The 25,494-nt window shown below is 45.1% G+C and carries 24 protein-coding genes; 8 read left to right on the top strand and 16 right to left on the bottom strand.

Translation table 11 applies throughout. The features are described 5' to 3' along the window. Positions 1-501: ACT domain-containing protein (locus BUA44_RS13785; RefSeq protein WP_143152015.1), on the top strand; the 501-nt coding region annotated here is incomplete at its 5' end. A 6-nt stretch (positions 502-507) separates the two neighbouring features. On the opposite strand, the gene BUA44_RS13780 is transcribed toward BUA44_RS13785, so the two are convergent. From BUA44_RS13780 to BUA44_RS13715, 14 genes are all read right to left on the bottom strand, one after another. After that, positions 508-1,557 (bottom strand): NAD-dependent epimerase/dehydratase family protein, encoded by a 1,050-nt coding sequence (locus BUA44_RS13780; RefSeq protein ID WP_072813180.1) that lies wholly within the window; start codon positions 1,555-1,557, stop codon positions 508-510. Continuing rightward, the gene (locus BUA44_RS13775; RefSeq protein ID WP_072813177.1) at positions 1,558-2,691 is read right to left on the bottom strand and encodes a dTDP-glucose 4,6-dehydratase; all 1,134 of its coding nucleotides are present in this window, start codon (positions 2,689-2,691) and stop codon (positions 1,558-1,560) included. It abuts the gene before it with no gap. A 9-nt stretch (positions 2,692-2,700) separates the two neighbouring features. Continuing rightward, a complete protein-coding gene (gene rfbC, locus BUA44_RS13770; RefSeq protein WP_072813175.1) occupies positions 2,701-3,264 on the bottom strand; it encodes a dTDP-4-dehydrorhamnose 3,5-epimerase in 564 nt (187 codons plus the stop codon). 91 nt (positions 3,265-3,355) lie between these two features. Continuing rightward, positions 3,356-4,681, bottom strand: coding sequence for a glycosyltransferase family 4 protein (locus BUA44_RS13765; protein ID WP_072813173.1), 1,326 nt, complete (start codon positions 4,679-4,681; stop codon positions 3,356-3,358). A gap of 7 nt (positions 4,682-4,688) precedes the next feature. Further along, on the bottom strand, positions 4,689-5,891 hold the full coding sequence (locus BUA44_RS13760) for a glycosyltransferase (protein ID WP_143152014.1): 1,203 nt from the start codon (positions 5,889-5,891) through the stop codon (positions 4,689-4,691). A gap of 10 nt (positions 5,892-5,901) precedes the next feature. Beyond that, positions 5,902-7,074: a glycosyltransferase gene (locus BUA44_RS13755; RefSeq protein WP_072813168.1), complete on the bottom strand. Its 1,173-nt coding sequence runs from the start codon at positions 7,072-7,074 to the stop codon at positions 5,902-5,904. Between the two features lies 1 nt (position 7,075). Continuing rightward, positions 7,076-8,077, bottom strand: a complete 1,002-nt coding sequence (locus BUA44_RS13750) for a glycosyltransferase (protein WP_072813166.1) — start codon at positions 8,075-8,077, stop codon at positions 7,076-7,078. Further along, on the bottom strand, positions 8,067-9,236 hold the full coding sequence (locus BUA44_RS13745; RefSeq protein ID WP_072813162.1) for a hypothetical protein: 1,170 nt from the start codon (positions 9,234-9,236) through the stop codon (positions 8,067-8,069). Before BUA44_RS13745 ends, BUA44_RS13750 begins: the two co-directional genes overlap by 11 nt. 142 nt (positions 9,237-9,378) lie before the next feature. Then, positions 9,379-10,098, bottom strand: coding sequence for a glycosyltransferase family 2 protein (locus BUA44_RS13740; protein ID WP_083579640.1), 720 nt, complete (start codon positions 10,096-10,098; stop codon positions 9,379-9,381). Between the two features lie 101 nt (positions 10,099-10,199). Further along, complete coding sequence (locus BUA44_RS13735) at positions 10,200-11,642, bottom strand: lipopolysaccharide biosynthesis protein (RefSeq protein WP_072813157.1); 1,443 nt, start codon at positions 11,640-11,642, stop codon at positions 10,200-10,202. Continuing rightward, the gene (locus tag BUA44_RS13730) at positions 11,635-12,585 is read right to left on the bottom strand and encodes a phosphoribosyltransferase family protein (RefSeq protein WP_178348805.1); all 951 of its coding nucleotides are present in this window, start codon (positions 12,583-12,585) and stop codon (positions 11,635-11,637) included. Before BUA44_RS13730 ends, BUA44_RS13735 begins: the two co-directional genes overlap by 8 nt. 2 nt (positions 12,586-12,587) lie before the next feature. Further along, positions 12,588-13,907, bottom strand: coding sequence for a UDP-glucose dehydrogenase family protein (locus tag BUA44_RS13725; protein WP_072813154.1), 1,320 nt, complete (start codon positions 13,905-13,907; stop codon positions 12,588-12,590). A gap of 43 nt (positions 13,908-13,950) precedes the next feature. Continuing rightward, a complete protein-coding gene (locus BUA44_RS13720) occupies positions 13,951-14,940 on the bottom strand; it encodes a WaaS/CpsH family glycosyltransferase (protein ID WP_072813152.1) in 990 nt (329 codons plus the stop codon). An 8-nt stretch (positions 14,941-14,948) separates the two neighbouring features. Next, positions 14,949-15,779 (bottom strand): NAD-dependent epimerase/dehydratase family protein, encoded by an 831-nt coding sequence (locus BUA44_RS13715; RefSeq protein ID WP_072813149.1) that lies wholly within the window; start codon positions 15,777-15,779, stop codon positions 14,949-14,951. 338 nt (positions 15,780-16,117) lie between these two features. On the opposite strand from BUA44_RS13715, the gene BUA44_RS13710 reads away from it, so the two are divergent. The 7 genes from BUA44_RS13710 to BUA44_RS13680 all read left to right on the top strand — a co-directional run bounded on the left by BUA44_RS13710 (position 16,118) and on the right by BUA44_RS13680 (position 22,761). Continuing rightward, positions 16,118-17,113 carry a virulence RhuM family protein gene (locus BUA44_RS13710; protein WP_218587619.1) on the top strand — a complete coding sequence of 332 codons (996 nt, stop codon included), beginning with the start codon at positions 16,118-16,120 and terminating at the stop codon, positions 17,111-17,113. A gap of 118 nt (positions 17,114-17,231) precedes the next feature. After that, on the top strand, positions 17,232-18,617 hold the full coding sequence (gene rhuM / locus BUA44_RS13705) for a RhuM family protein (RefSeq protein WP_072813146.1): 1,386 nt from the start codon (positions 17,232-17,234) through the stop codon (positions 18,615-18,617). 223 nt (positions 18,618-18,840) lie between these two features. After that, a complete protein-coding gene (locus BUA44_RS13700; protein WP_072813144.1) occupies positions 18,841-19,683 on the top strand; it encodes a tyrosine-type recombinase/integrase in 843 nt (280 codons plus the stop codon). Between the two features lie 182 nt (positions 19,684-19,865). Beyond that, a complete protein-coding gene (locus BUA44_RS13695; RefSeq protein WP_072813140.1) occupies positions 19,866-20,198 on the top strand; it encodes a BrnA antitoxin family protein in 333 nt (110 codons plus the stop codon). A gap of 107 nt (positions 20,199-20,305) precedes the next feature. Next, positions 20,306-21,316 (top strand): virulence RhuM family protein, encoded by a 1,011-nt coding sequence (locus tag BUA44_RS13690; protein WP_218587618.1) that lies wholly within the window; start codon positions 20,306-20,308, stop codon positions 21,314-21,316. 161 nt (positions 21,317-21,477) lie between these two features. Beyond that, positions 21,478-21,798: a ZIP family metal transporter gene (locus BUA44_RS13685; RefSeq protein WP_255370573.1), complete on the top strand. Its 321-nt coding sequence runs from the start codon at positions 21,478-21,480 to the stop codon at positions 21,796-21,798. Positions 21,799-21,903: 105 nt separating this feature from the next. Continuing rightward, positions 21,904-22,761: a tRNA 2-thiocytidine biosynthesis TtcA family protein gene (locus tag BUA44_RS13680; RefSeq protein WP_072813202.1), complete on the top strand. Its 858-nt coding sequence runs from the start codon at positions 21,904-21,906 to the stop codon at positions 22,759-22,761. A 23-nt stretch (positions 22,762-22,784) separates the two neighbouring features. Here BUA44_RS13680 and BUA44_RS13675 read toward each other — a convergent pair whose 3' ends face one another. Then, positions 22,785-23,864, bottom strand: coding sequence for a nickel/cobalt transporter (locus tag BUA44_RS13675; protein WP_083579638.1), 1,080 nt, complete (start codon positions 23,862-23,864; stop codon positions 22,785-22,787). 18 nt (positions 23,865-23,882) lie between these two features. Next, positions 23,883-25,481: a CotH kinase family protein gene (locus tag BUA44_RS13670; protein WP_083579637.1), complete on the bottom strand. Its 1,599-nt coding sequence runs from the start codon at positions 25,479-25,481 to the stop codon at positions 23,883-23,885. Positions 25,482-25,494 lie beyond the last annotated feature (13 nt).

Here is a 25,494-nt window from a genome sequence, read left to right as displayed (position 1 = left end):
TGCTTTGTCTCTAACGAGAACCTGCTTTCGAACGTGAACGGCGTAATCAACGCGGTTTACCTCAAGTGCGACAACCTGGGCGAAACGGTCCAGACTGGCGCCGGTGCTGGCCGCCTCCCGACCGCATCCGCCGTCGTAGCCGACCTCGTTTCCCTGGCCCGCTCCGTGGATCAGGGTTCCCGCAAGGCCCTCCCGATGGGCTGGTTCAACGTTGACAATTCGGCAACTCTCGTGCCTATCTCCGAGACGAGCGCCCGCTACTACCTGCGCTTCACGTCCCGTGACGCCTGCGGCGTGCTCGCGAAGATTACGAGCGTCTTGGCCGAAAATAACATCTCCATCGAGACGATTATCCAGAAGAACGTGAAGGACCCGGGCAAGGTCTCTATCGTGGTCATTACCGAAAAGACGCAGGACTGCAAGGCCTCGAAGGCGGTGGACGCCATCGACGCCCTGCCCGAAATCGTCGAAAAGAGCCAGGTTATCAGATTTTCACATTAAATAAAACTATCGCAGCGGGTTCTTGTCGCTCTTGTACCACTTCATGAACTCGGCGATGCCGTCGTGCAGGCTCCAGTGGGGCTTGTAGCCGCATTCGGCCTCGAGTTTCGCGGTGTCGGCGTTCGTCTGGTAAACGTCGCCCGGCTGCATCGGCAAGAATTCCTTCTTTGCGGGCTCGCCGTAGGCGTTCTCGATTTCGGCGATAAAGTCCATCAGTTTCACCGGGTGGCTGCAGCCGATGTTGTACACCTTGTAGGGCACGCCATTCGGGCATTCCGCAGCGACAGGCATGTGGTCGAGCGCATGCACGCTGCCTTCCGCGATGTCGTCGATGTAGGTGAAGTCGCGAATCATGTCGCCGTTATTGAACACCTTGATAGGCTCGCCCTTCGAGATAGCGCGGGCAAAGAGCATCGGGCTCATGTCGGGGCGGCCCCACGGGCCGTAAACCGTAAAGTAGCGCAGTCCCGTCATCGGGATGCCGTAAAGCTTCGCGTAGGAATGCGCCATCAGTTCGTTGCTCTTCTTGCTCGCCGCATACAAACTAACCGGATTGTCGACCTTGTCGTCTTCGCTGTACGGGACCTTGCTGTTCAGGCCATAAACAGAACTGGAAGAAGCATAGAGCAGGTGCTTTACCTGGTTGTGACGGCATGCCTCGAGAATGTTCAGGAACCCGACCATGTTGCTCTGCATGTAGGCATACGGGTTCGTGATGGAGTAGCGCACGCCCGCCTGGGCAGCAAGGTTCACCACCTTGTCGAATTTTTCCTCGGCAAAGAGTTTGTCGATAGATTCCTTGTCGGCGAGGTCCATGCGCACGAAGCGCGCACCTGCGAGCGTCGAACTTGCGAGCATCTGCCCGAAGGGGATTTCGGCAAGCACGCCTCCGTTCGCAGAACGGAAGCCGTTTTCCCACAGGCGCCCGTACTTGAGGCGCACATCGTAATAGTCGTTGATGTTGTCGAGCCCGACAACCTCGTCCCCGCGGGCCGAAAGCATCGCCATGATTTTCGAGGCGATAAAGCCCGCTGCACCTGTCACCAGAATCTTCATTTAACGGTTCCCATACATTTTTTCGTAATACTTTTCGTAATCACCGCTCGTGATGTTGTCGAGCCATTCCTGGTTGTCGAGGTACCAGCGCACCGTCTTCTCGATGCCTTCCTCGAACTGCAGGCTTGGCTCCCAGCCAAGTTCCTTCTGGAGCTTGGTGGAGTCAATCGCGTAACGCGCGTCATGACCCAGACGGTCGGTGACGTAGGTAATCAGGTTCATGTTCTCGCCTTCGGCGCGGCCAAGGAGCCTGTCAACAGTCTTGATGACGACCTTGATGATGTCGATGTTCTTCCACTCGTTGAAGCCGCCGATGTTGTAGGTTTCGGCGATCTTGCCGTTATGGAAAATCACGTCGATAGCGCGGGCATGGTCTTCCACGAAGAGCCAGTCACGCACATTCTCGCCCTTGCCGTAAACCGGAAGCGGCTTTTTGTGGCAGATGTTGTTGATGAACAGCGGGATCAGCTTTTCGGGGAACTGGTACGGACCGTAGTTGTTAGAGCAGTTCGTGACAATCGTCGGCATGCCGTAGGTGTCGTGGAACGCGCGCACAAAATGGTCGGAGCCGGCCTTCGACGCAGAATACGGGCTATGTGGCGTGTACTTCGTGGTCTCGTAGAAGAAGTCGTCGCCGTAGGCCAAATGGTGCTCAGAGCTCGAGGCCGTCGTGGTAAACGGAGGCGTGATGCCTTCCGGGTGGTTCATCTTGAGGGCGCCATAGACTTCATCGGTAGAGATGTGGTAGAAGCGCTTGCCCTCGTACTTTTCGGGCAAGGATTCCCAGTAGAGCTTGGCAGCCTGGAGAAGCGCGAGAGTCCCCATCACGTTTGTCTTTGCAAAGGTGAACGGATCCTTGATGGAACGGTCCACGTGGCTTTCTGCCGCCAGGTGGATGATGCCGTCGACATGCTCGTCCTGCATGAGTTTGTAGAACGCGTCAAAGTCGCAGATGTCCATCTTCACGAACTTGTAGTTCGGCTTGTTCTCGATATCCTTGAGGTTCGCGAGGTTGCCCGCATAGGTAAGCTTATCGAGGTTGATAATCTTGTATTCCGGGTACTTGTTCACGAACAGGCGAACCACGTGGCTTCCGATAAAGCCAGCGCCGCCGGTAATGACGATATTCTTCATAGAAACTCCTTACAGTTCAAATGCGAAGCCCAAATCCTTAAGGGCAGGGTTCTTTGTGTCTTTCTCGGAAAGGAGCAGTTCGAAGCCGTTGCCCACCGGCCACTTGATGCCAATCGCGGGGTCGTTCCACATCAAACCGCCTTCGTCCTTCGGGTCATAAAGGCGGGTGCACTTGTACACGAAAGTCGCCGTTTCGCTGAGCACCACGAAACCATGCGCAAAGCCTTCGGGAATGTAGAACTGCTTCTTGTTCTCGGCAGAGAGCGTGACGCCCTCCCACTTACCAAAAGTCGGGCTTCCCCTGCGCAGATCCACCGCCACGTCAAAAACTTCGCCCTCGATGACGCGCACGAGCTTTCCCTGCGGATTCTTCTTCTGGAAGTGCAGGCCGCGGAGCACACCCTTCTTGCTGCGGGATTCGTTGTCCTGCACGAAGACCATGTTCAAGCTAGCGGCATCGAATTCGCCCTTGTTGTAGGTTTCCATGAAGTAACCGCGAGCATCGCCGTAAACGGTCGGCTCGATAATCGTCACGCCCTCGATAGATGTTTTGATGAAATTGAACTTTCCCATGGTGTTGTTCTCCTATTTTCGTTCAAATATCTTGTCAAGCATGTCATACAAAGACATAATTAAGAATTGAACAACTCTGTCAAAATGTTTTTCAAGTCCAGATATATCGTCTTATTATTTTATGAATCGTATCATAAATGTGCACCATTCTAGAGAAAAAATAAAATATATTTCCAAAAATCCACTCATAAAACATCAGTGATGGCAAAAACGAACAAAAAAGTTGAAGTTTTCTATTCTTTATTTTCCTTATACTAGATTCAAGCAATGTGTTATATATTTTGGTTTCGCAAGATTTTCCTTCGTAAACTTCTCTAAAAAGAGCATACCACTGCGGAAGAATCTTTTCTGCCGAAAATTCAGATTCAACAAATTGAATAGCAGAATCTGCATCATATTTTTTTTGTTTTAAACGAGCGATTACAAAATCTGCCAATTGAGACGGATCAGAATAAAGAGCTTTTTTATCATATATTGTATCCAAGTATCCAGGACATTTTATTGTGGTTACAGAGCAACCAGCCAATTGCATTTCAATAGCAGTAAATCCAAATGTTTCTGTCAACCCACTAGGATTTGGGACTCCCACCTTGGCTGTTTTCAATATATCATACTTTTCCCTTCCCATTATCCCACAAAAGTGCACTGATGGGATAATAGATCCTTTCGCATCGAGAATTGGTTTCAACAATTTTTTTTCATAAAAATATTCAGCAATTCCATACTTACCCAATTTTGCATTTTTATTATACAACTTGCCACTTCCAATTACAAAAAGATTCGCATCCGGAAACTCTTTTAAAATCATTGGCCACGCTTTAGTTAACAAATGGAGTCCCTTAAGGGAGACGATACTGCCAATATAAACGACATTGTTACTCCGTTCTCTAAATGGCACAGATTTTACAATCGGATAATTACAAATGTTGTATATGTAAGTAGATTTTTTAAATGCAGAATGGTCACAAAAAGTCATCAATTGCTCTTTACCAACCGCAACAATTCGAAAAATCTTTTTATTTTTCGCATAGCGAACGAGATCAGGATAAGAAATAAAGCAATGCGCCCAAATTACAACTTTTACATTATTATTTCTTATTGCATGAAAAAAACTTTTATCTAAGGTGTTTTTTCCAATCTTATTTACAACCAAAATATCTATTTTTTTCGTTTCAATTTTTTTTGACAATTCCTGTAAATTTTCTGTTTGTTCGCAAGGTACACCCGCAGGCAGCTTTCCCAAAGATTCCGCAAAAACAACCAATTCAACATCAGTTTCTGGACGCAATGATATTAATTGTGCAAGCAATAGCATTGCATAATAGGTTCCCCCAATTCCAGGGTTCCCATCAAGAACATTACGACAATCTTTATCCGCAATATTCCTATTTGTTAGATAAAAAGCGACTTTCATCATTACCTATCTAGAAAAAAATTGGTTCAATCACTTTTTCAATCGAATTCAGATCTGTCAAGTTCCTAAACTGTTTATACAATTCACTTTTTTCATCTATTAAATCTTCGTGCAACGACTCATAAATTTTCGCATAATCAACATCATCATTATCAACAACAATTCCCAATTTATATTTGCGCGCAAGAAAACATGCACCTTCCACATTAGAATTGACTATAGGTGTTACACCTGCAGCAACATATTCAATGAATTTAACGCCCACACGAGAATCTCGCTTTCTCATCAGTTGCAAACCATACCTGCAACGAGCATAATAATCAGGAAGCCTATCCATTGGCACATTAAAATACAATTCCACATTAGAGCGAACCGAATCGTATTTGGGGGAATTATATATAGGCATTATTTTCCTCGACGGCGTATTCGTGCAAACAATCAGCTTTGAATCTGGAGTATACGGAAGTATTGACGCAAAAAAATCCATATATACATCTAAATTATTCCAATGTCCCAAACTTCCCGTATAAAGAAAATTATTCTCTTTCTTTTTTTTGCAGTTTTCAAACAAACTATAATTTATAGGATTATATACTATTCTATACTTTTCAGAGTTATCGTCAATGAAATGTTTCTTCAACAATTCTTCTTTAAATAAATCAGAAATAAAAATCGTTTTTTTAAAAAACAGCAAGATTTCCTTTTCCCTTCTATTCCAATACCTGACCGTCAATCCATTTTTTTTAAACAATCCAATATTTATCTTTTCTTTAATCCAATCCGTTCTTGGATCAAACACCAAATTATTTTTATACGGATAAATTTTCAAAAAACCTAATGCAGCCTCGTATGAACGGATGTTGTAAATCGGTTTTTCCTTAGAAATACAATCTCGTGCACTTAAATAGAATAGATACAAAAACACATTAAAAAAGTAATACGGAATCAAGTACCACTGAAGATGCATGTATCGTGTCGGATAAAAAAGCACCGGAAAATCAACAACATCAACACCTAATTGGCCCAGTTCTTTCTTTGCTTTTTTTCGTTCGTTCCTATTTTCAAAAAATTTGAAAATAGAGGTAAAAGAAAGAACTGTTATTTTACAGGATCTCGCACGAGACAACCTCACTAAAGGCAAGATGTTTTGAGAATAAATCAGGCCTTTGTCCCAATAGGGCTCATTAAAAACGACCAAATTAATTTTTTTCATAGATGTAAAATTACTCCAAAAAAGCAAGAATGTAATTACAGAAAAGGGTCAAATCATCATCTTGTCTAGAACGAATAGTGTTATACTGCATTTTTGATTTTTTCGCATACTCTTGTCGAACCATAGCATTTTCCATCATCAGAATCTTTTTTTTCATGTCATTTATCGAATACGGATTAAAGTAAATAACAGACTGACCACACACTTCAGGAACAGATGCTACAGCAGATGTAATTACCGGGCACCCTTCATGCATCGCTTCAACAGGCGGATACCCAAAACCTTCGCTTAGCGTGGGATAAACAAAAGCATACGCAAAATGATATAGCGCCTTTAATTTACGCTCATCAACATACCCCAACAAAGAAAACCTATTCTTATTTTTTACATTCATCCGAATTTGATTCCAGCGAGCCAATCCAGTTACAATCACTCGACCAGAAATCTCTGGATATTCTGAAAAAATTTTATCAAATGTTTTAATAGCCCTAGCACCATTTTTTTCATATCTATTAACCCCAACCAAAAGCCAATATTTCCCATACTCATTTTTTAACTCATCTATGTTCAGCGCTGTATCTATTGTAGATGGAGCCCAACATACTTTCACCTTTCCACTCTGAATGTTTGGACAATTTTTCAGGAAACACTTTTTTGAATACTCCGAAACAGTAACAAAGTGCACATTATCACGATTCAAAAAATTTTCAATTCTAGAAAAAATTTTTTTTCTTTGATAATAGCCCAATAATGCATCTTTCACCTTGTAAGCAAAGAAACGTAAAAAAGCAAATTTACGATCATCCATTACTGGATAGTATAAATCTCTTTTCAAGATAAAATGCCTTAAATCATGCTGAGTTGTTATGAACTGAATGTCCTTTGGAGGATATGGGTATATATGAGCACCGATCATTGGCACATACAAAACGCCACCTTCCCTTCTAGCAGCATCAAAAACTGAGATTTTTCCACTCTTGTAAATAGTATTATTATTCTTCTTTATGAGTTCTACAGCATCTTCATCAAGATAAGCATTTTCGTCATAATACACAGCAAGCTTATCGGGAGCCATTTGCATTAGTCTTTTAAAAATAGCAATTCCATACTTGCCGGCTCCATGAAATCTGGCTTTTCTCTGAGGTTGAGTAACCTGTAAATCAAATAATAATTTTTTTTCCATTTCACCCAACTTTCATAAAAAATTTCGCAACTTTTAATTTTCTCAAAACTTTCATCACAAAAACAGACAATCGTTCTGTAATCTTAAAAAATTTTGGATATTGCTTATAAACAATTCTATACCACTCGCAGTCCAATATTTTCATGTCATCCCCCGCAATAATACGACAAACAGGAATAAAACACGAATACGGATTTTCAACCATCCTTTCCACGTCCGGCGTAACATCTCCATTTTTCTTTATTGCATTATAAATACGCTTGTCATAAACAGCATACGGTGCTTGGCCATCACTATTTTTTGACGAAGCAAAATAATGAATAATCCGCGCCCCTAATAAAAACCGGAGGCCATTGTCCATTATCTGACAATTCCATGAGTCATCCAAAAATTTAACTGGATGAGACAATTCGTTATCAGTCCAAGCCAAAGGTGGCTGATCCAACGTTTGACCTTTTTTCTCTATTTCGAGCCATTTTTTATGCCATATCGCATAAAATTTTCGTGTAAACGCATTATCTCGAACAAATACAACGCCGCTATTTATATACGGCAAATTTTCATCAAATTCCAAACCAGTTAATCCAATTTGTTTTTTTATAATATCCTTGGTAGGATGATCTTTCACAAGTACATGTTTATCCGCGACAGCCGCAATATCATATGGAATTTCATCAACGTCTGACAAATCCCGAGCAATCACTGTATCAGAATCAATAAATAAAAAATCGCCATCAATTACATTCCTTACACTAGTTTTAATATAACGAGATTTTCTTTGATTGTCAAATGATATCGGTGTATCAACAGTCACGATTTGATTTACATATTTTTTTATTCCAGCTCTTGTTCCTTCAAGGCTGCGATTCGTTTCTTTATCAACAATCAAAACAACATTCGCCCACTCATTATATTTTTTCAGCGAATATAACGATATCAAAGTTTGTTCTAAATAAACATCCTTGTCAGAACTAGCAAGGACATAGACAAATTTAGTATTCATTTCTCCCCCTCAAATTCAAGGCTGATTTTTCTAAAATAAAATAAGCAATCATTACATAAAAAATATTTGTAGTTAAAGAATGCGCAAACAAATACATTCCATATATCGTAAAAATATAAAACTTCAAGTAAACATACTTCGGCTCAACTTTTATTCTAACAACACGCAGTGCTAAAGCAATCATCAAAAAGACCATCCATAAACCATAATCGACATACATAGCAACAAACCCAATATCTTCTTTATAAAATCCTCGGTTAAAAGCGACATTTGCCACCGTTCGCAATTCAGTACCACTTGTTGCAGGTCCATTCCCCCATATCATAGTAGGTAAATTATGAGGATATTCCCATAAATAATGATCTATCGCTTGCATTCGAATATCATCATTGGCATTATCCATTTGTTTTTGCGTTACATCAACCATCGCTCCAAACTGCGGATTGGCTTCAAAGAACGCATAACATGCAACAGATACTATTACTAATATTAATAAGATCTTCCATTTTTTCCAATTATTTCCGAAGCCTATCATAAGCGCCACAAAAAATGCAGCCCAAAAGATCCATTGTCGACCAACATGGAGAACGATAACGACAAATGACAGCATACTCAAAATAAGGAAAATGCTTTTTTTGTTATTAAAAAATTTTCCTAGGAAAAAGAATAACAAAATAGTAAAATGTTCCTTATTAGGAATGAAGAGCCTATAGAATCCACGATCTGTATTTGTCAGCCAACTATCTCTATCAGCACCAAAGACCAAGTCGGGAATAGAAACAATACCAATAACCCAGCAAAAGAAATATATAACAGCGAATACAATTAAAAAAAGTTCTGCAGCACTTTCTTTGACGCAAAACCTCAACAAAAGGAAATACGAAAAAAAACCTAGTATTTTAGCATACGCAAAAAATTCTTCTATAAAAGGAGAATTCCACACAAGTTCATTACAAAGAAAAGAAGCGACACATCCAACAAATAATAAAGAAGGAATTTTGTGTTCCCTAAAATTTATTTTTTTCACACAAAGGAGCACAACGAAAAATGTAAAAATTTTATTTACGGATCCAATCAAGTCTTTATAAGGAATAACTCCTACATACTCGAAAAAAGTCGATCTCAAAAGAGCCCACACCACCAAGATGAATATGGCCAAAGACGACAAATGTATTTTCACAGCAAATTTAGGCATCACACGCACACACCCATACACAAGCACAATATCAACATCTGATTAATTGTCAAGGCATTCCTCTTTTATGCTCATAATCACACATGCACTCGTAAAAAAATTATGATTATTTTTCATTTGACATAATTTTTTTTACTTTTTTTCTTATCGCTAATAAATGATACAGACGATATATTCTTTTCTGAATCTTAACTTTTAACGAACTCCCTTTAGTAAATCCTCCTTCAGAAGCATTTTTTCCATGACGTCGATAATAAATCAAGGAATCCGCAATTAACTCTGATTTAAAATAGAGAAACGCGACTGCAGCCAACCAAATATCATGTTCTACAAGAAAATCATTTTCGGGAAAGGGTAGCGACGCTTCTAAAACATTTCTCCTAAAAGCCATACAACAACCCAAAAAACGTGATTTTAAAAGGTGCCTCCAAAACCCCAATTGCAGATTAAACGCGTCTATGCGCGATTTTTGAATTTCATTAAAATCACCATCAACAGTAGTGTTATCGGTAATTACAAAATCTACTCGTTGCAAAGCCTCCATTACAATTGCAACTTTTCTCGGTTTCCAAACATCATCCTGATCGGAAAGAAAGATATAATCTCCGCAGGCATGTTTTAGGGCATTTTCAAAATTATGCGTAAAGCCATGCGGTCCTTGATTCAAAAACACTTTGATGCGATCATCCTTCAACGAGTTAATCACATCTAAAGTCTGATCACTTGAACCATCGTCGGAAATAACAACTTCATCATCCCTTGACAACTGAGAAAGGATGGACTGCAATTGTTCCGCAATGAAATTTTCACCATTGTAGGTGGCCATACAAACCGAAATCATTGTTTACACACTCCTTGCATTCTTTCCGGACAACATCATAAAAATTAAATCAGCCTAAATTATCTTCCGTTTTCACATTCTTAAAATCAACCATGACATATTGTTTTTTTGATTTTTTCCCCAAATGGCGAGAAAAAGAAAATAAAAACAAATGTTATAATCCCCGCAAGCATAGTTTTTAACATAAGTGACAAAACATAATTTTCCGCACAAACAAAAATAGATATCAGATGCAAACCCAAGATTACGCATACGAAATTCATAAAAGGAATAGTCAATTTAAAAATCATTTTAACAAAAGATACTCCAAATGTTTTATGGTACATTTCTAGATAGGTTTCCACAAAATTCGCTATTGAAGCTATTGTCCATCCCCATGCGACAGCATCTATTGTTCTAAAATAGCAAGATCCAATCACGAAGGCAGCAATAGTTTTAATAGAATTTTTCAATCCAACCTTAAACAAACTTTTTGTCGCATTACTAGCTTGAAATACGCTTCCTGACGTCGATAAAATAAGTTGTAACGGAATCGAAAGAGCCAAAATCTCAAATGGCTTAATTGCAGGAACCCATTTTATACCATACATCAGTTTTATAACTTCAGCACCACTCATATAAAGATAGGCACCCAATGGGAAACTGATTACAGACACGCAATAAATCAGTTTTGTATTCTTTTTTGCAATGTCTTTTTTATCATTTTGAATTTGAGCAAGAATCGGCTGTAGAACAGGACTAATCACCGACGTAACATTATTTAAAGGCATCTGCATCAATCGATAGGATTTTTCATAAAAGCCCAACGCATCTGGCGAGAAAGATTTGCCTACAATAAGTTTATCTAAATTCCTGGAGAAAAAATTTGACAACTCAAAAAGAAATTGATATGAAGAATAGCTAAAAATTCGTCTTATAGGCTCAATCGAAAAATTCCGCCTAAAATGCACGGAAAAATAATGCTTATTATACAGAAAAATTCCTATAGATGTGATGATTGGCGAAATCAGCAAAGCATATACACCTGCTCCATACCAAGCGGCAAACACACTAACCACACCAGAAAAAAACTGCAAAAAAAAAGTTCTGACAGCAATCTGCTTAAACTTTTTATTTTTCGCCATCAACGCATTCGGGACCATATTAAGGGAACCAAATAATAAAGTAATTGACAAAATTCTGCACACCGGAATCAAATCACCCATCCCATAAGCACGGGAAAGTAGCGAAGCCCCACCAAAAAAAAGTAGCGACAACGCCATTCCTAAAATTGCAGAAAATGTAAAGATATCGTCTAAATTCTCCTTTGTCAAATCATTTCTCTGAATAATCGCAGGACCTATTCCCATTGTAGAAAACATTGAAAAAAAACTAACCATTACAGAGGCGATGGCGACGATTCCATATTCAGACGGAGACAAAAGTCTTGCCAATATCATTGATATGACAACACCCATTATGAGGCCGGAATACTTTTCAACAGCACTCCAAAAAAGCCCCCACGTAAAATCCTTTCTAATATCACTCATGAATCACCATTTTTTTTATCTTTCTAAGAAACGCCTTCAAATCGTTTCTTTTTTTTCCAAGACGGGATTTAATCTTGTTATATGACGATTCGTTATTTATCATCTGCATCGTCTCCGTACAGAAAACTGGTTTCTTAGACACCGCATAAATATCTAGTGCTTCATTTATAGAACTCTCAACAAACAGAATGTTCGCAGACTGTTTGTATACTTCACCTTTATATAATCCATGTTTTCCCCAGGCCACTCGGCTTTGCTTGTCAGGGAAATCAAGCATAATCAGCTTATTATATCGAACACCCTTTTGCTTCAGCCATGTTTCTGTGTCAGTTCTATATTTTTCCAAGCGGCAAGAAACCAACGTGTCAATTTCAACTGAGGGAATAAAAAGGGCCGGTGCGTTTTTTATATACTCAGTATAAACAGGTCCATCATCATCATAAGGTGGATTTGGGCATAAAACGCCATCTATATCAAAACATGAATGAGGAAGTATATGCTTGTGATGAAATATGTTCCATTGGAATAAACGAGGGGTTTCCACTTCCTCACAATAAACATCCACAAAGTCCTTTGATTTTTTCGTGGCAAAAACAACGGCAAAACAAATGTTGAAATTTTTTACCCTTTCTTCATTTTCAGAAAGTTTTTGCTTTAATTTCATCAAAGCGGACCCACTGTTAATACTGTCATCAACAATAAGGACCTTACGAGAGCCCGTTGTTACGGCAAAATTTCCACGTTCCCCACTTGAATATATCCTACCCTCAACAAAAGAATCAACATCTGTTAAAGGCTTGTTCAGATACAAAGCAATCAAATTTGCCGGCATCATTCCACTTCGCGGAACGCCCACCACAAAGTCAACATCATGGGGGAACTTATGCAAATTCCGAATAATGGTTTCATTCAAATCAGAAATTGATCGATAGTTAATATACATAATCAACATCCTATTGCATCATATACAAATCCAGTTTCGGCGAGTTCCTTAGCATCGTAGATATTGCGGCCGTCGATGATGAGGGAGTTCTTCATGGACTTCTTCATCACGCCGAAGCTCGGCATGCGGAACTGTTTCCATTCAGTCACGAGCAGCAGGGCATCGGCATCGAGCAACGCCTCGTACATGTCGTTGCAGTAGGTCACGATGTCGCCTATGCGGCGCTTGCACTCGTTCATGGCGACCGGGTCATACACGCGAACGGTGGCACCGGCCTTAGTGAGCAAGTCAATCAGCACAAGTGCGGTCGCTTCGCGCATGTCGTCGGTCTCGGGCTTGAATGCGAGGCCCCACATGGCGATAGTCTTGCCCTTGAGATTCGCTTCACCGCCAAAGCGCTTGGCGAGCTTGTGGAAGAGCACAGTCTTCTGGTATTCGTTCACGTCTTCGACAGCCTTCAGCACACCCATCTTGTAGCCGTTCTTCTCTGCCGTCTTGATGAGAGCCTTCACGTCCTTGGGGAAGCAACTTCCACCATAGCCGCATCCGGGGTAAAGGAACTTGGAGCCGATGCGGGTATCGCTACCGATGCCCTTACGGACCATGTTCACGTCGGCACCTACGAGTTCGCAGAGGTTTGCAATGTCGTTCATGAAGCTGATGCGGGTCGCAAGCATGGAGTTCGCGGCGTACTTGATCATTTCGGCGCTCGGGATGTCCGTGAAGATCACGCGGAAGTTGTTGAGCATCATCGGGCGGTAGAGGCGGGTCATGAGTTCCTTGGCCTGTTCGCTTTCGACACCCACGACAACGCGGTCGGGTTTCATGAAGTCCGTGATGGCGGAGCCTTCCTTCAAAAATTCCGGGTTGCTGGCCACGTCGAACGGGACGTTCACGCCACGCTTGTCGAGTTCTTCCTGGATGGCGGCCTTGACCTTCTTGGCGGTGCCGACCGGGACGGTAGACTTGGTCACGAGAACGGTGTACTTCTTGATGTTCTGGCCGAAGGTGCGTGCCACGGCAAGCACATACTGCAGGTCGGCGGAACCGTCTTCGTCCGGGGGCGTACCCACGGCGCTGAAGACCATCTCGACTTCGTCAAGGATGCTTGCGAGGTCGGTCGTAAACTTTAGGCGGCCTTCGCGCTGATTGCGGAGCACCATCTCGTCGAGACCGGGTTCGTAAATGGGGATTTCGCCCTTCTGCAGGGATTCAATCTTAGCTTGGTTCACATCTACGCAAGTGACGTTGACGCCCATCTCGGCAAAGCAAGTACCACTCACGAGTCCAACATATCCGGTTCCAACAATTGCAATATTCATTTTTTTATCCGAACAACACTTTCTAACTTCTGCAACAATTTAGTCACAAGCAACTAAAAACAGTCTTAAGCCAATTTCTTAAAGAATATTTTTCATAAACATCTTTCGGCAATTCACAATAGGGTTTTGTAAAGAACGGCGACTCAAAGTCAAATTTTCCATCATATACGTAAATGTTTTCCGCACGATAGAAATCGTAGTTAACGACATCCGCATTAGTCGTAATGATTTTCCGTTTCGCCCCCAAAGCCTCAAAAACGCGAATCGTCAAGCCGTTTTGCCCTGCCTGAGCGGAATCAAGGACGCAATTCGATTGCGTCAACAATTCGGTCATCTGAGGTCCATTGATGGGTTTAAAATTAAACTCAGAATACTTGGCTTTCTTGAATTCGCTATTCTTCCATTTTCTATACAGGAAGACAATCCTTGAAGGGAAAAAGAAATATATGAACTGATTTTTGAATACGGATTTCAAGTCGGCGCTCATCTTCTTGATGTATTTATACTTCTTGGGACGCGCCGTTCCAACAAACATAAAATCGTACTTATAACTTGAGATATCGTTATTTCCAATTGTTTCGTATCTCTTCGTAAAAAACAACGGCAGGAATTTTAATTTGGGATTGTTCGCCACATCCAATCGATCAAAGGAATAGCATCGATCAAAATACTTTTGCAACGAAACGATATAACCAAAGTTTGCGACAGAATCCCACTGATACAAGACAAATTTTGCCTGGGGTTGGGACTGTTTGATTTTCTTTATCATTCCTTCCGAAAAAGAAAGAGACTGCCCCGAAATGAGAAGCACAACATCGTATTTTTTTTGCTTGATAGACTTGAAAATTTTTCTAAAATACCGAGCAATGATTACGTGAACAAAATCTTTCTTTATTCTAATAGCCGCTTTCACAAAGCAATTGGTTGATGGCCTATCATCATACCAATCAACCTCATGCCCCATATCTCGAATTTCCCCACATATTTGTTTGGGATAATCGAAAAAATTAGGCGTAATTAGCAGAATTTTCATTGCGAGTCCTATTTGGATTGAAGTAAGATCTTCTGGATTTTCTCGTCATTTCCCCAAACAGCCTTAGAATCGTAAGGCCTATCCGGGAAAGCACCATACTTAAGCTTTATGGAATAATTGTTTTCTTTGATAAAACGCTCAACTCGGTCTGCAAGTTTTTCTGGATGGCCAGAGCAAATATTTATGATTCCGTTGATTTCGTTTTGGCTGACCGCAGCAGCCACTTGTTCGCAGAATACTTCGTAATCGACAAAATCCCACTGGTTTTGCCCCATCGTGAACGGGAATTCCGTCTTCCCTTCCTTCTCAGCGGCAGTTATCTTTGAGAAAATCGAGCAGCCAAACTGAGAATTGCCAACGATATAGTAGCCCCTTAACCATTGGAAGGGAATCGAATGCTGCGAAGCCAGTAACTGGGTAATGCTACGCAAGGCGTTTTTGGCAATACCATACAGGCTCATCGGATTGCACGGAGTATTTTCATTGATGCTGCCTTCGAAGAAGCCTATTTCGTGCATAGAGCCCATCACGGCTATTTTCTTCACACCAGATTCCACCATTTTCTTGATGAAATTGTAATGCTTCGGAAAGTCATCAATATGCGCATTGGAATTATGAACAAAGCCATCACGCCAGGCCAAATGCAATAGTACATCAGGTTCATCGAAGAGTTCATAAGGAGACTCTTCATCAAAAAGATTGCACTCAACCTTCTTCGCACGATCATCGACATTTTGTGTCTTGAAATCCGCTGCAATTACCGAATGACTATTGTCAAGTATGGCTTTTACGATGCCTTGTCCCAAATAACCGTTTGCACCTGTAACTAGTATTTTCATAGAAAACCTTTGCTTTATACCATTCCCTTAAGGACGCTCCTCTTTAGCCTTATTCCCACGCGGTAAATTGGCGTGCGAGACGCCCCTTCCCCAGTCTACGGGGAACTGCGGGGTGCGGTCCGGCAAACAAAAAGTCACTAGTCAACGTCATCGCGAGGGTCTCGTCCGTTCAATGTGCGGCAATCCGTGATGTCCGTTACCACAAATTGCGTAATTGCGTATAAATTTAGAAAATTACGGAATTGCTACAAGGGGGTTACATATTATATGGCGGGGAAATGGAAAAATTTCGAATTACCTATTGACATTTGATTAAGATTAGTATACATTTGTGTAGTATGAAAAACGAAATGGAAAACGAAATTGTCATATTCAGGACAGACGACGAAACAATCAACGTTGAGGTCCATTTTGAGGACGAGACCGCCTGGCTCACGCAGGACCAGATGTCAACCCTTTTCGGCAAGTCCAAATCGACCATCAACGAGCACATCAAGAACATCTTCGTGGAAGGCGAACTCATTGAGTCACAAGTGATGAGAAAATTCGGAAATTCCGAATTTACGGGAAATTTGACTAAATTGACCAATTTTTACAACCTTGACGTCATCATTTCGGTCGGATACCGCGTAAAATCCCTCCGGGGCACACAGTTCCGGCAATGGGCGACAAAACGCCTAAATGAGTACATCCGCAAGGGCTTCACCCTAGACGACGAGCGACTCAAGAACCTAGGCGGCGGGAACTACTGGCAAGAACTCATGGCACGGATTCGGGACATCCGCGCCAGCGAAAAGGTATTCTACCGTCAGGTTCTCGACATTTACGCAACAAGCATCGACTACGATCCGCACGCCGACACTTCCATCATGTTTTTCAAGAAGGTGCAGAACAAGATGCACTTCGCTGTACACGGACAGACTGCGGCAGAAGTCATCTACAGCCGAGCTGACGCAGAAAAGGCGTTCATGGGGCTCACAACATTTTCCGGCGACAAGCCAAGCCTTCAAGATGCGCTGATTGCCAAAAACTATCTAGACGAGCGTGAGCTCCGGGCCATGGGGCAGATTGTATCCGGTTACCTGGACTTCGCCGAACGCAAGGCAGAACGGCACGAGCCGATGACCATGTCCGACTGGTCCAAGCATCTGGACCAAATACTCACCGCCGGCGGAGAAAAACTTCTACAAGGCAACGGCTCCATTTCCCACGAGCAAGCAGTCGACAAGGCTACAGGCGAATATCGCAAGTATCAACAGAAGACCCTTTCCTCGGTAGAAAAAGCTTTCCTTGACTCGATTAAAAGCATCGAGAAAAAGGTAGAGAAAAACTAACGAATGAAAGACAAATCGCTTTTTTCGCCCTGAACCGACCACTTCCAGGGCTTCTTTATTGGAAATTTTTTAAGGAACCTATTGACACCCGCGTCAAAATAGTATACATTTGTGTAGTATGAAAGTAAATGACGAAATACAGCCATTGGTATCCGATTTCGAACGGATCAAGCAGGTCGCCGACAATGGCAGCGCGTTCTGGAGCGCCAGGGACCTCTGTACGGCTATGGGATACAGCACGTACCAGAAATTCGAAAGGATCCTCAAAAAAGCACAAGAGACCGCAAGCGCCAAAGGTCTAGGTGAGGCAAACCATTTTAACCAGACGGTTGAAATGGCCCGGCTCGGATCGGGCTCCTTCCGCAAAGTCGAAAACTGCCATCTTTCGCGCGAGGCTTGCCTACTGGTTGCCGAAAACGCAGACCGAAAAAAGCCCCAGGTGCAGATGGCGCTAAGATATTTCTCGCAAAACGATTCTGCCGTCGGAACCGTCCAAAATAGCGAAATTTCGAGCATTTTGTTGTATAAGACAAGCCAGGGAGAATCCCGCATCGAGGTAATTTTCAACAGCGACACGTTCTGGATGCCGCAAAAGCGGATGGCCGAGTTGTACGGGGTGGACGTGCGGACGATCAGTTACCATTTAGGCGAAATATTCCAAAGCGGGGAACTTGCCGAGAAATCAGTTCTCCGAAAAATTGGGATAACTGCCGCCGATGGAAAGGTGTACGATACCAACGTTTACAACCTCGACGCCATTATCGCCGTGGGCTACCGCGTGAACAGTTATCAGGCCACGCAGTTCCGCATCTGGGCGACAACGGTGCTCAAGGAGATGATTGTCAAGGGTTTTGTCCTTGACGACGAGCGGCTCAAGCAGGGGACGCATTTCGGCAAGGACTACTTCGACGACTTGCTGGAACGTATCCGCGAAATCCGTGCCTCAGAACGCAGGTATTACCAGAAGATTACGGATATCTATGCGGAATGCAGCGCCGACTACGACCCAAAATCGGAAGCGACACTGCTATTCTTCAAAATCGTGCAGAACATGATGCACCGGGCAGTCACGCACCAGACCGCAGCCGAAATCATTTATTCACGGGCAAATGCCGAGCAACCGCATATGGGGCTGACCACATGGAAAAAGGCTCCCGACGGCCGTGTACAAAGATCCGACACAATTGTCGCCAAGAACTACCTTTCAGAAAAAGAAATCTTGAAGCTCAATCGTCTTTCAACGGCATTCCTGGATTTTGCAGAAACCCAGGCAGAAAACCATATCGTGATGAACATGGCAGATTGGCAGCAGCAACTAGAAAAGTTCCTATCCGTGTACAATTTCGACATTCTGCAAAACGCGGGAACGGTCTCGGCAGAAGACGCGAAGCAGAAGGCTTTTGCCGAATACGACAAGTTCAAGCTGGTGCAAGACAGAGATTACCTTTCGGACTTTGACAAGGAAATCAAGAAGCTCTCTGAAACCGCCACGCAAAAATTCTAGAAAAAATCACAAGACCTATTGACAATCGCACAAAAATGGCTCTGCTAGGCCAATCCGTCAGCCCGTCCGAAACCGCAGCCAGAACGCAGTCGGAACGCAATGACCACGCAGCCTTGTAAAAAAATACGGAATGACTTGACAGAGCCGCAAAATTAGTATACATTTGTACAGAGATAATCTAAACGATGGCTTTTGAACGCATGTAAGCCATAGGGGGCAACCAATGAGCGACTTTTACGCCGAGACGCGTGCGATTGTGGAATCCAAGGCGAGCACGCTGTCGAAATACACCTACGACACATACCTCTCCCACCTGCGCAAGCTGCAGATGTACAGGCCCACGGCAGAATGCAGCGACATCACCGAGGCGTTCGTCTTCGGCTACATCGACTTCATGCACGCGCGCAAGAACAGCGCCGGCTGCATCTACCGCTCGCTTTCCATACTCCGGATGTTCATCAGGGAACTGCTCCGCAGGCGCAAGATGCGCCGCGACCCCATGCGGGACTTTCCGCTCAAGAAGGTCCGCAACCGCCGCGAGTTCCTGGAAATAGACGAGCTCGAAAAGCTGTACTCCGGCTTCAAGGAACGCTCCGAGCAACTCAACTTCTCCGAGCGCGAGGCGCTGCGGGCATTCCTCTTCTCGTGCTTCACGGGCCTGCGCTTCTCGGATCTCCGGGCGCTCACCCCGCACGACATCCACAACGGCAAGATACGCATCTTCACGCAGAAAACCGGCGCGCAGGTCTACATCCCGATCCCCGCCCAGGCGCTAGCCCTCCTCGAGGGCACGGGCGAGACGGCCCTGCACGTGGTGGACAACTCCACGTTCAACAAGAACCTCCGCGCCGCCGCCAAGAAGCTGGACTTCCACAGCCACCTGCACGCGCACATCGCACGCCACACCTTCGCCACCTCGTGCGTCTCCTTCGGGGTGCCCATCGAGGTGATATCGAAGGTGCTCGGCCACGCCAACATACAGACGACGCTCATTTACGCGAACTACTCCAACAAGGTCATCGACCGCGAAATGGAGAAGTTCAAGATAAACGTCCCGGCGGGGTGACGCGACTTTGGGCAACAAAAATACATGCAAGGCGGCAGAATTCTGGACATCCGACGGGGTGGGGCCACGACAGGACGCTCCAGCACCGGGCTCGGACAAGGTCTTTTCTTAAAATAAATCTTGATATTATCTAGATAATATCATATATTGTAGACAACCGCTTTCAAGTTGAGGGACAAACAATGGGAAAAATTGACGAAATCGAACAAGACGCAGCCAAAAAGGCCGCATACTTCGAGAACCGCACCGAAGCCCAAGAACTAGCGGATCACAAGTGGGCCGAGAAGAACGGTCTTTCGTTTAGCGGACCGGGCGCACTGACTAAGGCCATTGCGGCCTCAAAGCAACGTGCAGCAAAAAAAGCGAGAAAGTCCAAGGTCGGTACAAGCTTCGACCCCGGCGTCCTGGAGGCATTCAAGGCAAAAGCCGAACGCGTGGGCATACCCTACCAGACATTACTCAATTCCGTTGTCAAGCGGTACACGGAAGGAAAACTTGACATAGAGGTCGCCTAAGGGAACTTTCCTCATCGCCCTGAAACAACCGTTCCAGGGCTTCTTTATTGGAAATTTTTTAAGGAACCTATTGACATCCGCGTCAAAATAGTATACATTTGTGTAGTATGAAAAACGAAATGGAAAACGAAATTGTCATATTCAGGACAGACGACGAAACAATCAACGTTGAGGTCCGTTTTGAGGACGAGACCGCCTGGCTCACGCAGGACCAGATGTCAACCCTTTTCGGCAAGTCCAAATCGACCATAAACGAGCATATAAAGAATGTATTCAAAGAGGGAGAACTAGACGAAAAAGAGGTTGTTCGGAAATTCCGAATAACCACTCCGCATGGGGCGATTGAGGGCAAAACGCAGTCTCACGAGGTGAATTTCTACAACCTTGACGTCATTATTTCTGTCGGTTACCGCGTAAAGTCCCTGCGTGGCACCCAGTTCAGGCAGTGGGCCACGAAACGCCTCAAGGAGTATATTGTCAAGGGCTTCACGATGGACGACGATCGCCTAAAAAAGTTGGGCGGAGGCAATTACTGGCAAGAACTCATGGCACGGATTCGCGACATCCGCGCCAGCGAAAAGGTATTCTACCGTCAGGTTCTCGACATTTACGCAACAAGCATCGACTACGATCCGCACGCCGACACTTCCATCATGTTTTTCAAGAAGGTGCAGAACAAGATGCATTTTGCCGTGCACGGGCAGACTGCGGCGGAGGTCATCTATAGCCGAGCTGACGCAGAAAAGGCGTTCATGGGACTCACAACATTTTCCGGCGACAAGCCAAGCCTTCAAGATGCGCTGATTGCCAAAAACTATCTAGACGAGCGTGAGCTCCGGGCCATGGGGCAGATTGTATCCGGTTACCTGGACTTCGCCGAACGCAAGGCAGAACGGCACGAGCCGATGACCATGTCCGACTGGTCCAAGCATCTGGACCAAATACTCACCGCCGGCGGAGAAAAACTTCTACAAGGCAACGGCTCCATTTCCCACGAGCAAGCAGTCGACAAGGCTACAGGCGAATATCGCAAGTATCAACAGAAGACCCTTTCCTCGGTAGAAAAAGCTTTCCTTGACTCGATTAAAAGCATCGAGAAAAAGGTAGAGAAAAACTAACGAATGAAAGACAAATCGCTTTTTTCGCCCTGAAACAACCGTTCCAGGGCTTCTTTATTGGAAAAAATTAAAGAAGCCTATTGACAGCCACGCAAAAATAGTGTACATTTGTACAGAGCTAATCTCGACACACTGATACGCATTACGCTATCTTTTAATGTATGAACGAGCCGGTTATACAAATTGCGCAAGGTCTTGCCATCCCGTTTTTAGGGACCGTCTTGGGGGCCGCATGCGTGTTCTTTATGCGCAAGCAGATGAGCCAAAACCTCAAGCGGGGGCTACTCTCGTTTGCGGCGGGAGTCATGGTGGCGGCTTCCGTCTGGAGCTTGCTTTTGCCCGCAATCAGCGCGAGCGAATCGATGGGCAAACTCGCTTTCATCCCGGCGACGGTCGGATTCTGGGCCGTCATCCTCGATATTTTACAGGTGCAAAAACTGTACAATATCCAGCTGATTAACGAGATGGAAAGCGCGGAATAAACTTTTCATACCTTATTTTCTATCTTTATCTCGCTATGCCCTATTTCGACTACACGGCAAACACCCCGGCATGCTTGCAAGTAACAGCAAAAAAAGGTAATGGAAATGGCACGAGAACTTTCATTTGTCCAAAGCGTAGAACGGAGCATTTCGAAGACATACCGTGAAAGGCTCTGGACTCCGTTCATTACTGCCATCAAGAACTACAAGCTCATCGAAGAAGGCGACAAAATCGCTGTCTGCATTTCCGGCGGCAAGGATTCCATGCTTATGGCGAAGCTCATCCAGATGCTCCACCGCCACAGCGACGTGAAATTCGACGTGGAATACCTGGTGATGGACCCCGGTTACAACGAAATCAACCGCCAGAAAATCGAAAGCAACGCAAAACTCCTGGAAATCCCCATCACTGTTTTCGAGACGAACATTTTCGACGTGGCGAACAACACCGAACGTTCCCCCTGCTACGTTTGCGCCAAGATGCGTCGCGGCCACCTCTACCACAAGGCAAAGGACCTGGGCTGCAACAAGATTGCATTAGGCCACCACCTCTCCGATGTCATCGAGACCACCGTCATGGCGATGTTCTACGGTTCGCAACTGCAAGGCATGATGCCCAAACTCCACAGCCTGAATTTCGGCGGTATGGAGCTCATCCGCCCCATGTATTGCATCAACGAACAGGACATCATCAACTGGGTAAAATACAACGGGTTACAGTTTATCCAGTGCGCCTGCCGCTTTACCGAAAAGTGCGCCGAAAACGAAGACGAACACATAAGCAAGCGCCAAGAAATCAAGACGCTTATCAAGCGTCTCAAGCGCGAAAACCCGAACATCGAAAAGAGCATTTTCAACAGCCTGCACTCCGTTTGCATCGAAACATTTCCCGGCTACAAGGCCGGCGGCGAACTGCATTCGTTCCTGGAAGACTACGAAAATCGCGAACCGCAGAAAGGGTAATTTTTAACGGTTGTAGATGTTACCTACACTCTTCCCGCGAACTGGTTTGTAAATAGCAAGAGCCCCGAAATAAAGATAATGATACCGCCAGCGAGAGTCGCGACGGTGTATAATTTTGTAGCGATACGCGTGTGGGCACTCCCCGTGTCGATTCCCTTGCGGAAAGCGACTGCGGCTATACCGAAGGCCACATTCGTAATCGTCATGCCGATGCAAATGACAAGCGCTCCCAATAGCGACAACGCTACCATAGAATTCAGCAGGCAGAAAAGCACAATCAGCGCCACGGCCGGGCAAGGCACAATTCCCGTAATCGCAGCGACACCGATGATTTCACGCCAGCGAGCAATCGGCGGGAGCATCACGTTTTGCGCGGTTCCCGTCACACAGGCAGCCCCTGCAGCAGAACCTTCCGCGGTTTCAATCCGAGCGGCACATTCACAGCCCCTGCGCGACTTAATCACATCGCGAATTCCAAGCACCACCAGCAATACACCCGTGAGCATAATCAGCGCGTAACTCGCCCGTTCAATTCCGATGCGACCAGTCTCAAACGCATTAAACACGGTCGCCTTGAAAATTGCATACAAAATAAGCAACAGCAGAACAGCACTCATCGTATGCGTTACGGTAATGCCTGCACCAAGCGCAACACCCTGCCGCCAGCGACCCCGACGCGCAATAAAGTAACCCACAACAATCGACTTGCCATGTCCGGGGCCAAGCGCGTGCAGCATGCCGTACACAAGGCAGATGAAAAGGAACTTCCAGATGGCATCCCACTCGCCGCTTTTCATGGCCGAAATTGCCGCCGTCAACTTTTCGCGAAGGACCTTTTGTTCCTCCGCAATTACCGTATAGAGAGACCGCGTTTTTTCCGCTGGTTTTTCAGGCCCCACCGCAGGCACAACAGCCGCAGTTTTTTCAACAGCAGGTTCCGCGGCAGTCTCCGGCACAGCAGAAGCAGATTCTTCAGCAGGCGTCACCACTTCCGTCGCGGCAGGCGCATCGCCCCCGCCCACGTCAAAACGTTTCTTCTTGACAGCCGCCGGGGCAGCCACCGCAAGCAAAAGGACAAGCAAAAATACAATAGACTTTCTCATTCCAAAAAGTCAATATAACTAATAATATCCATCCACCACGGCACCGTAGTCCGAAATTCGCTTCTGCATCCACATTTCCAAATCTTGGGCCGCAGCAGCAGAATTTTTCCCCGTATTATTCTTGCTTTCGGGCCAGGGCCAGCGGGCGGCATCATTCGCCATCGCCACCGCATTTTCTGTAAGGTACACGTTCAGGCGCTCCGAAACAAGCGCAGAGAGTTTCGGTGCAAGTTCCGCCCAGCGCGCCTTGTAATCTGCAAGGAATTGCGCATTAGAGAAAAGGTTCGTGAAAAAACCAGATGCTCCCGAACCGTCCCAGGCATTAGCACCAAAGCCGCCAAACCCGCCTCGGCCTCCGGATGTTCCCGCAGTGCACATTCCCCAGTCATTCTTCTTGTCGGCCGTGCAGTTGAACGGGCTTCCGCTCGGGTTCGTACTCCCGAGAATCCACGATTGACTGCCAAAGTATTCCTTCGTCTCTTCGTTCCAGCTGTAACCAAAACCGCCATCAAAATCCCACACGGGCCCAAATACGTACTTGCCTTCCGCAGATGCCTTGTGCAGGTACATGCTACGCGGGGCCTCGAGTTCCACGTTGCGTGTGATTTCTTGCAGAATCAAGAAATCCATAAACGTGCGCACGTCAAGTAACGCCTGCACCGCATCGTAATCGGCAGTAGCAATCGCATCTTCCAGTCGTTTAAAATCCGTCCGGATTCGTTCCAAGTCACCTTCTGCAAGCGTCTTCGGGTATTTTACGGCAACAGGCAATTTGTATGTAGCGCTCCAGAAGTTGTCCGCCGCATCGGGGGAAAGTTCCGGACCGTCATCCTGGTCCAAACTCAGGAGGACCCCGTCTGCGGCAACATTCACGCGGTTTTCCGCCTGTTCAATCTGTTCCGTCAGCTGGTACAACCCCTTGTAATCGCCGTTGATTTCAACTTCCACAAAGCGGTTCGCATTCACAAAATTGAAATTACCCATCTCCCGCGCGATATCGAAAGCAAGCGCATTCATCAGGTTCGTCGGGTCGCGAAAATTTGCCAACAGCACCCAGTCCTTGTTCGCGGCAAGCCCGAGCATTTCGGTCTTTTCCTGAAACTTGATGCGGTAAGGCTTCTTGTCATACCAGAGCCGTGTAGAGTTCCCGCGTTGCTTTATTTTTGCGGCGCGTAGTGGAATATCGGTATACTTTCCGTTCCCCGCGACCTCAATGGTGCACCCGATGTACTCGGGTTTTTCCAGACTGTCCGTCCGCGTAAGTACTGTCGCATCTTCCGCGACAATGCGAATATAAGGCACGCCGTTATTTGGCATGGGATCCGCAGAATAACTGCTACTCGAAACGCCAACCGCCGGCATTTCCGCAAAAGAATACTTGGATTCTTGTGCAATTGAAGAAGCGCCTCCTTCAGGCGGTTCCGCAAAAGAATACTTCGGCGTTCCCGCAGGCGCTTCTCCAGTGCTTGAAGACGAAGCGAAATAAACAGGTTCAGAAAACATCGCGTCACTCGATTCGACGCCAACGCCAGCATCAACACTGACGGAACTCTCACCGCATGCAACAAGCACGCTCGCAAAAACAACCGGAGCAAGCCTCCGTGCCAAACAATCCATACACAAACCTCTT

The sequence above is a fragment of the Fibrobacter sp. UWR3 genome, from assembly GCF_900143055.1.
Lineage (GTDB): Bacteria > Fibrobacterota > Fibrobacteria > Fibrobacterales > Fibrobacteraceae > Fibrobacter.
The sequence above is the reverse complement of the archived record's forward strand: the minus strand, read 5'-3'. Positions and strand labels throughout refer to the sequence as shown.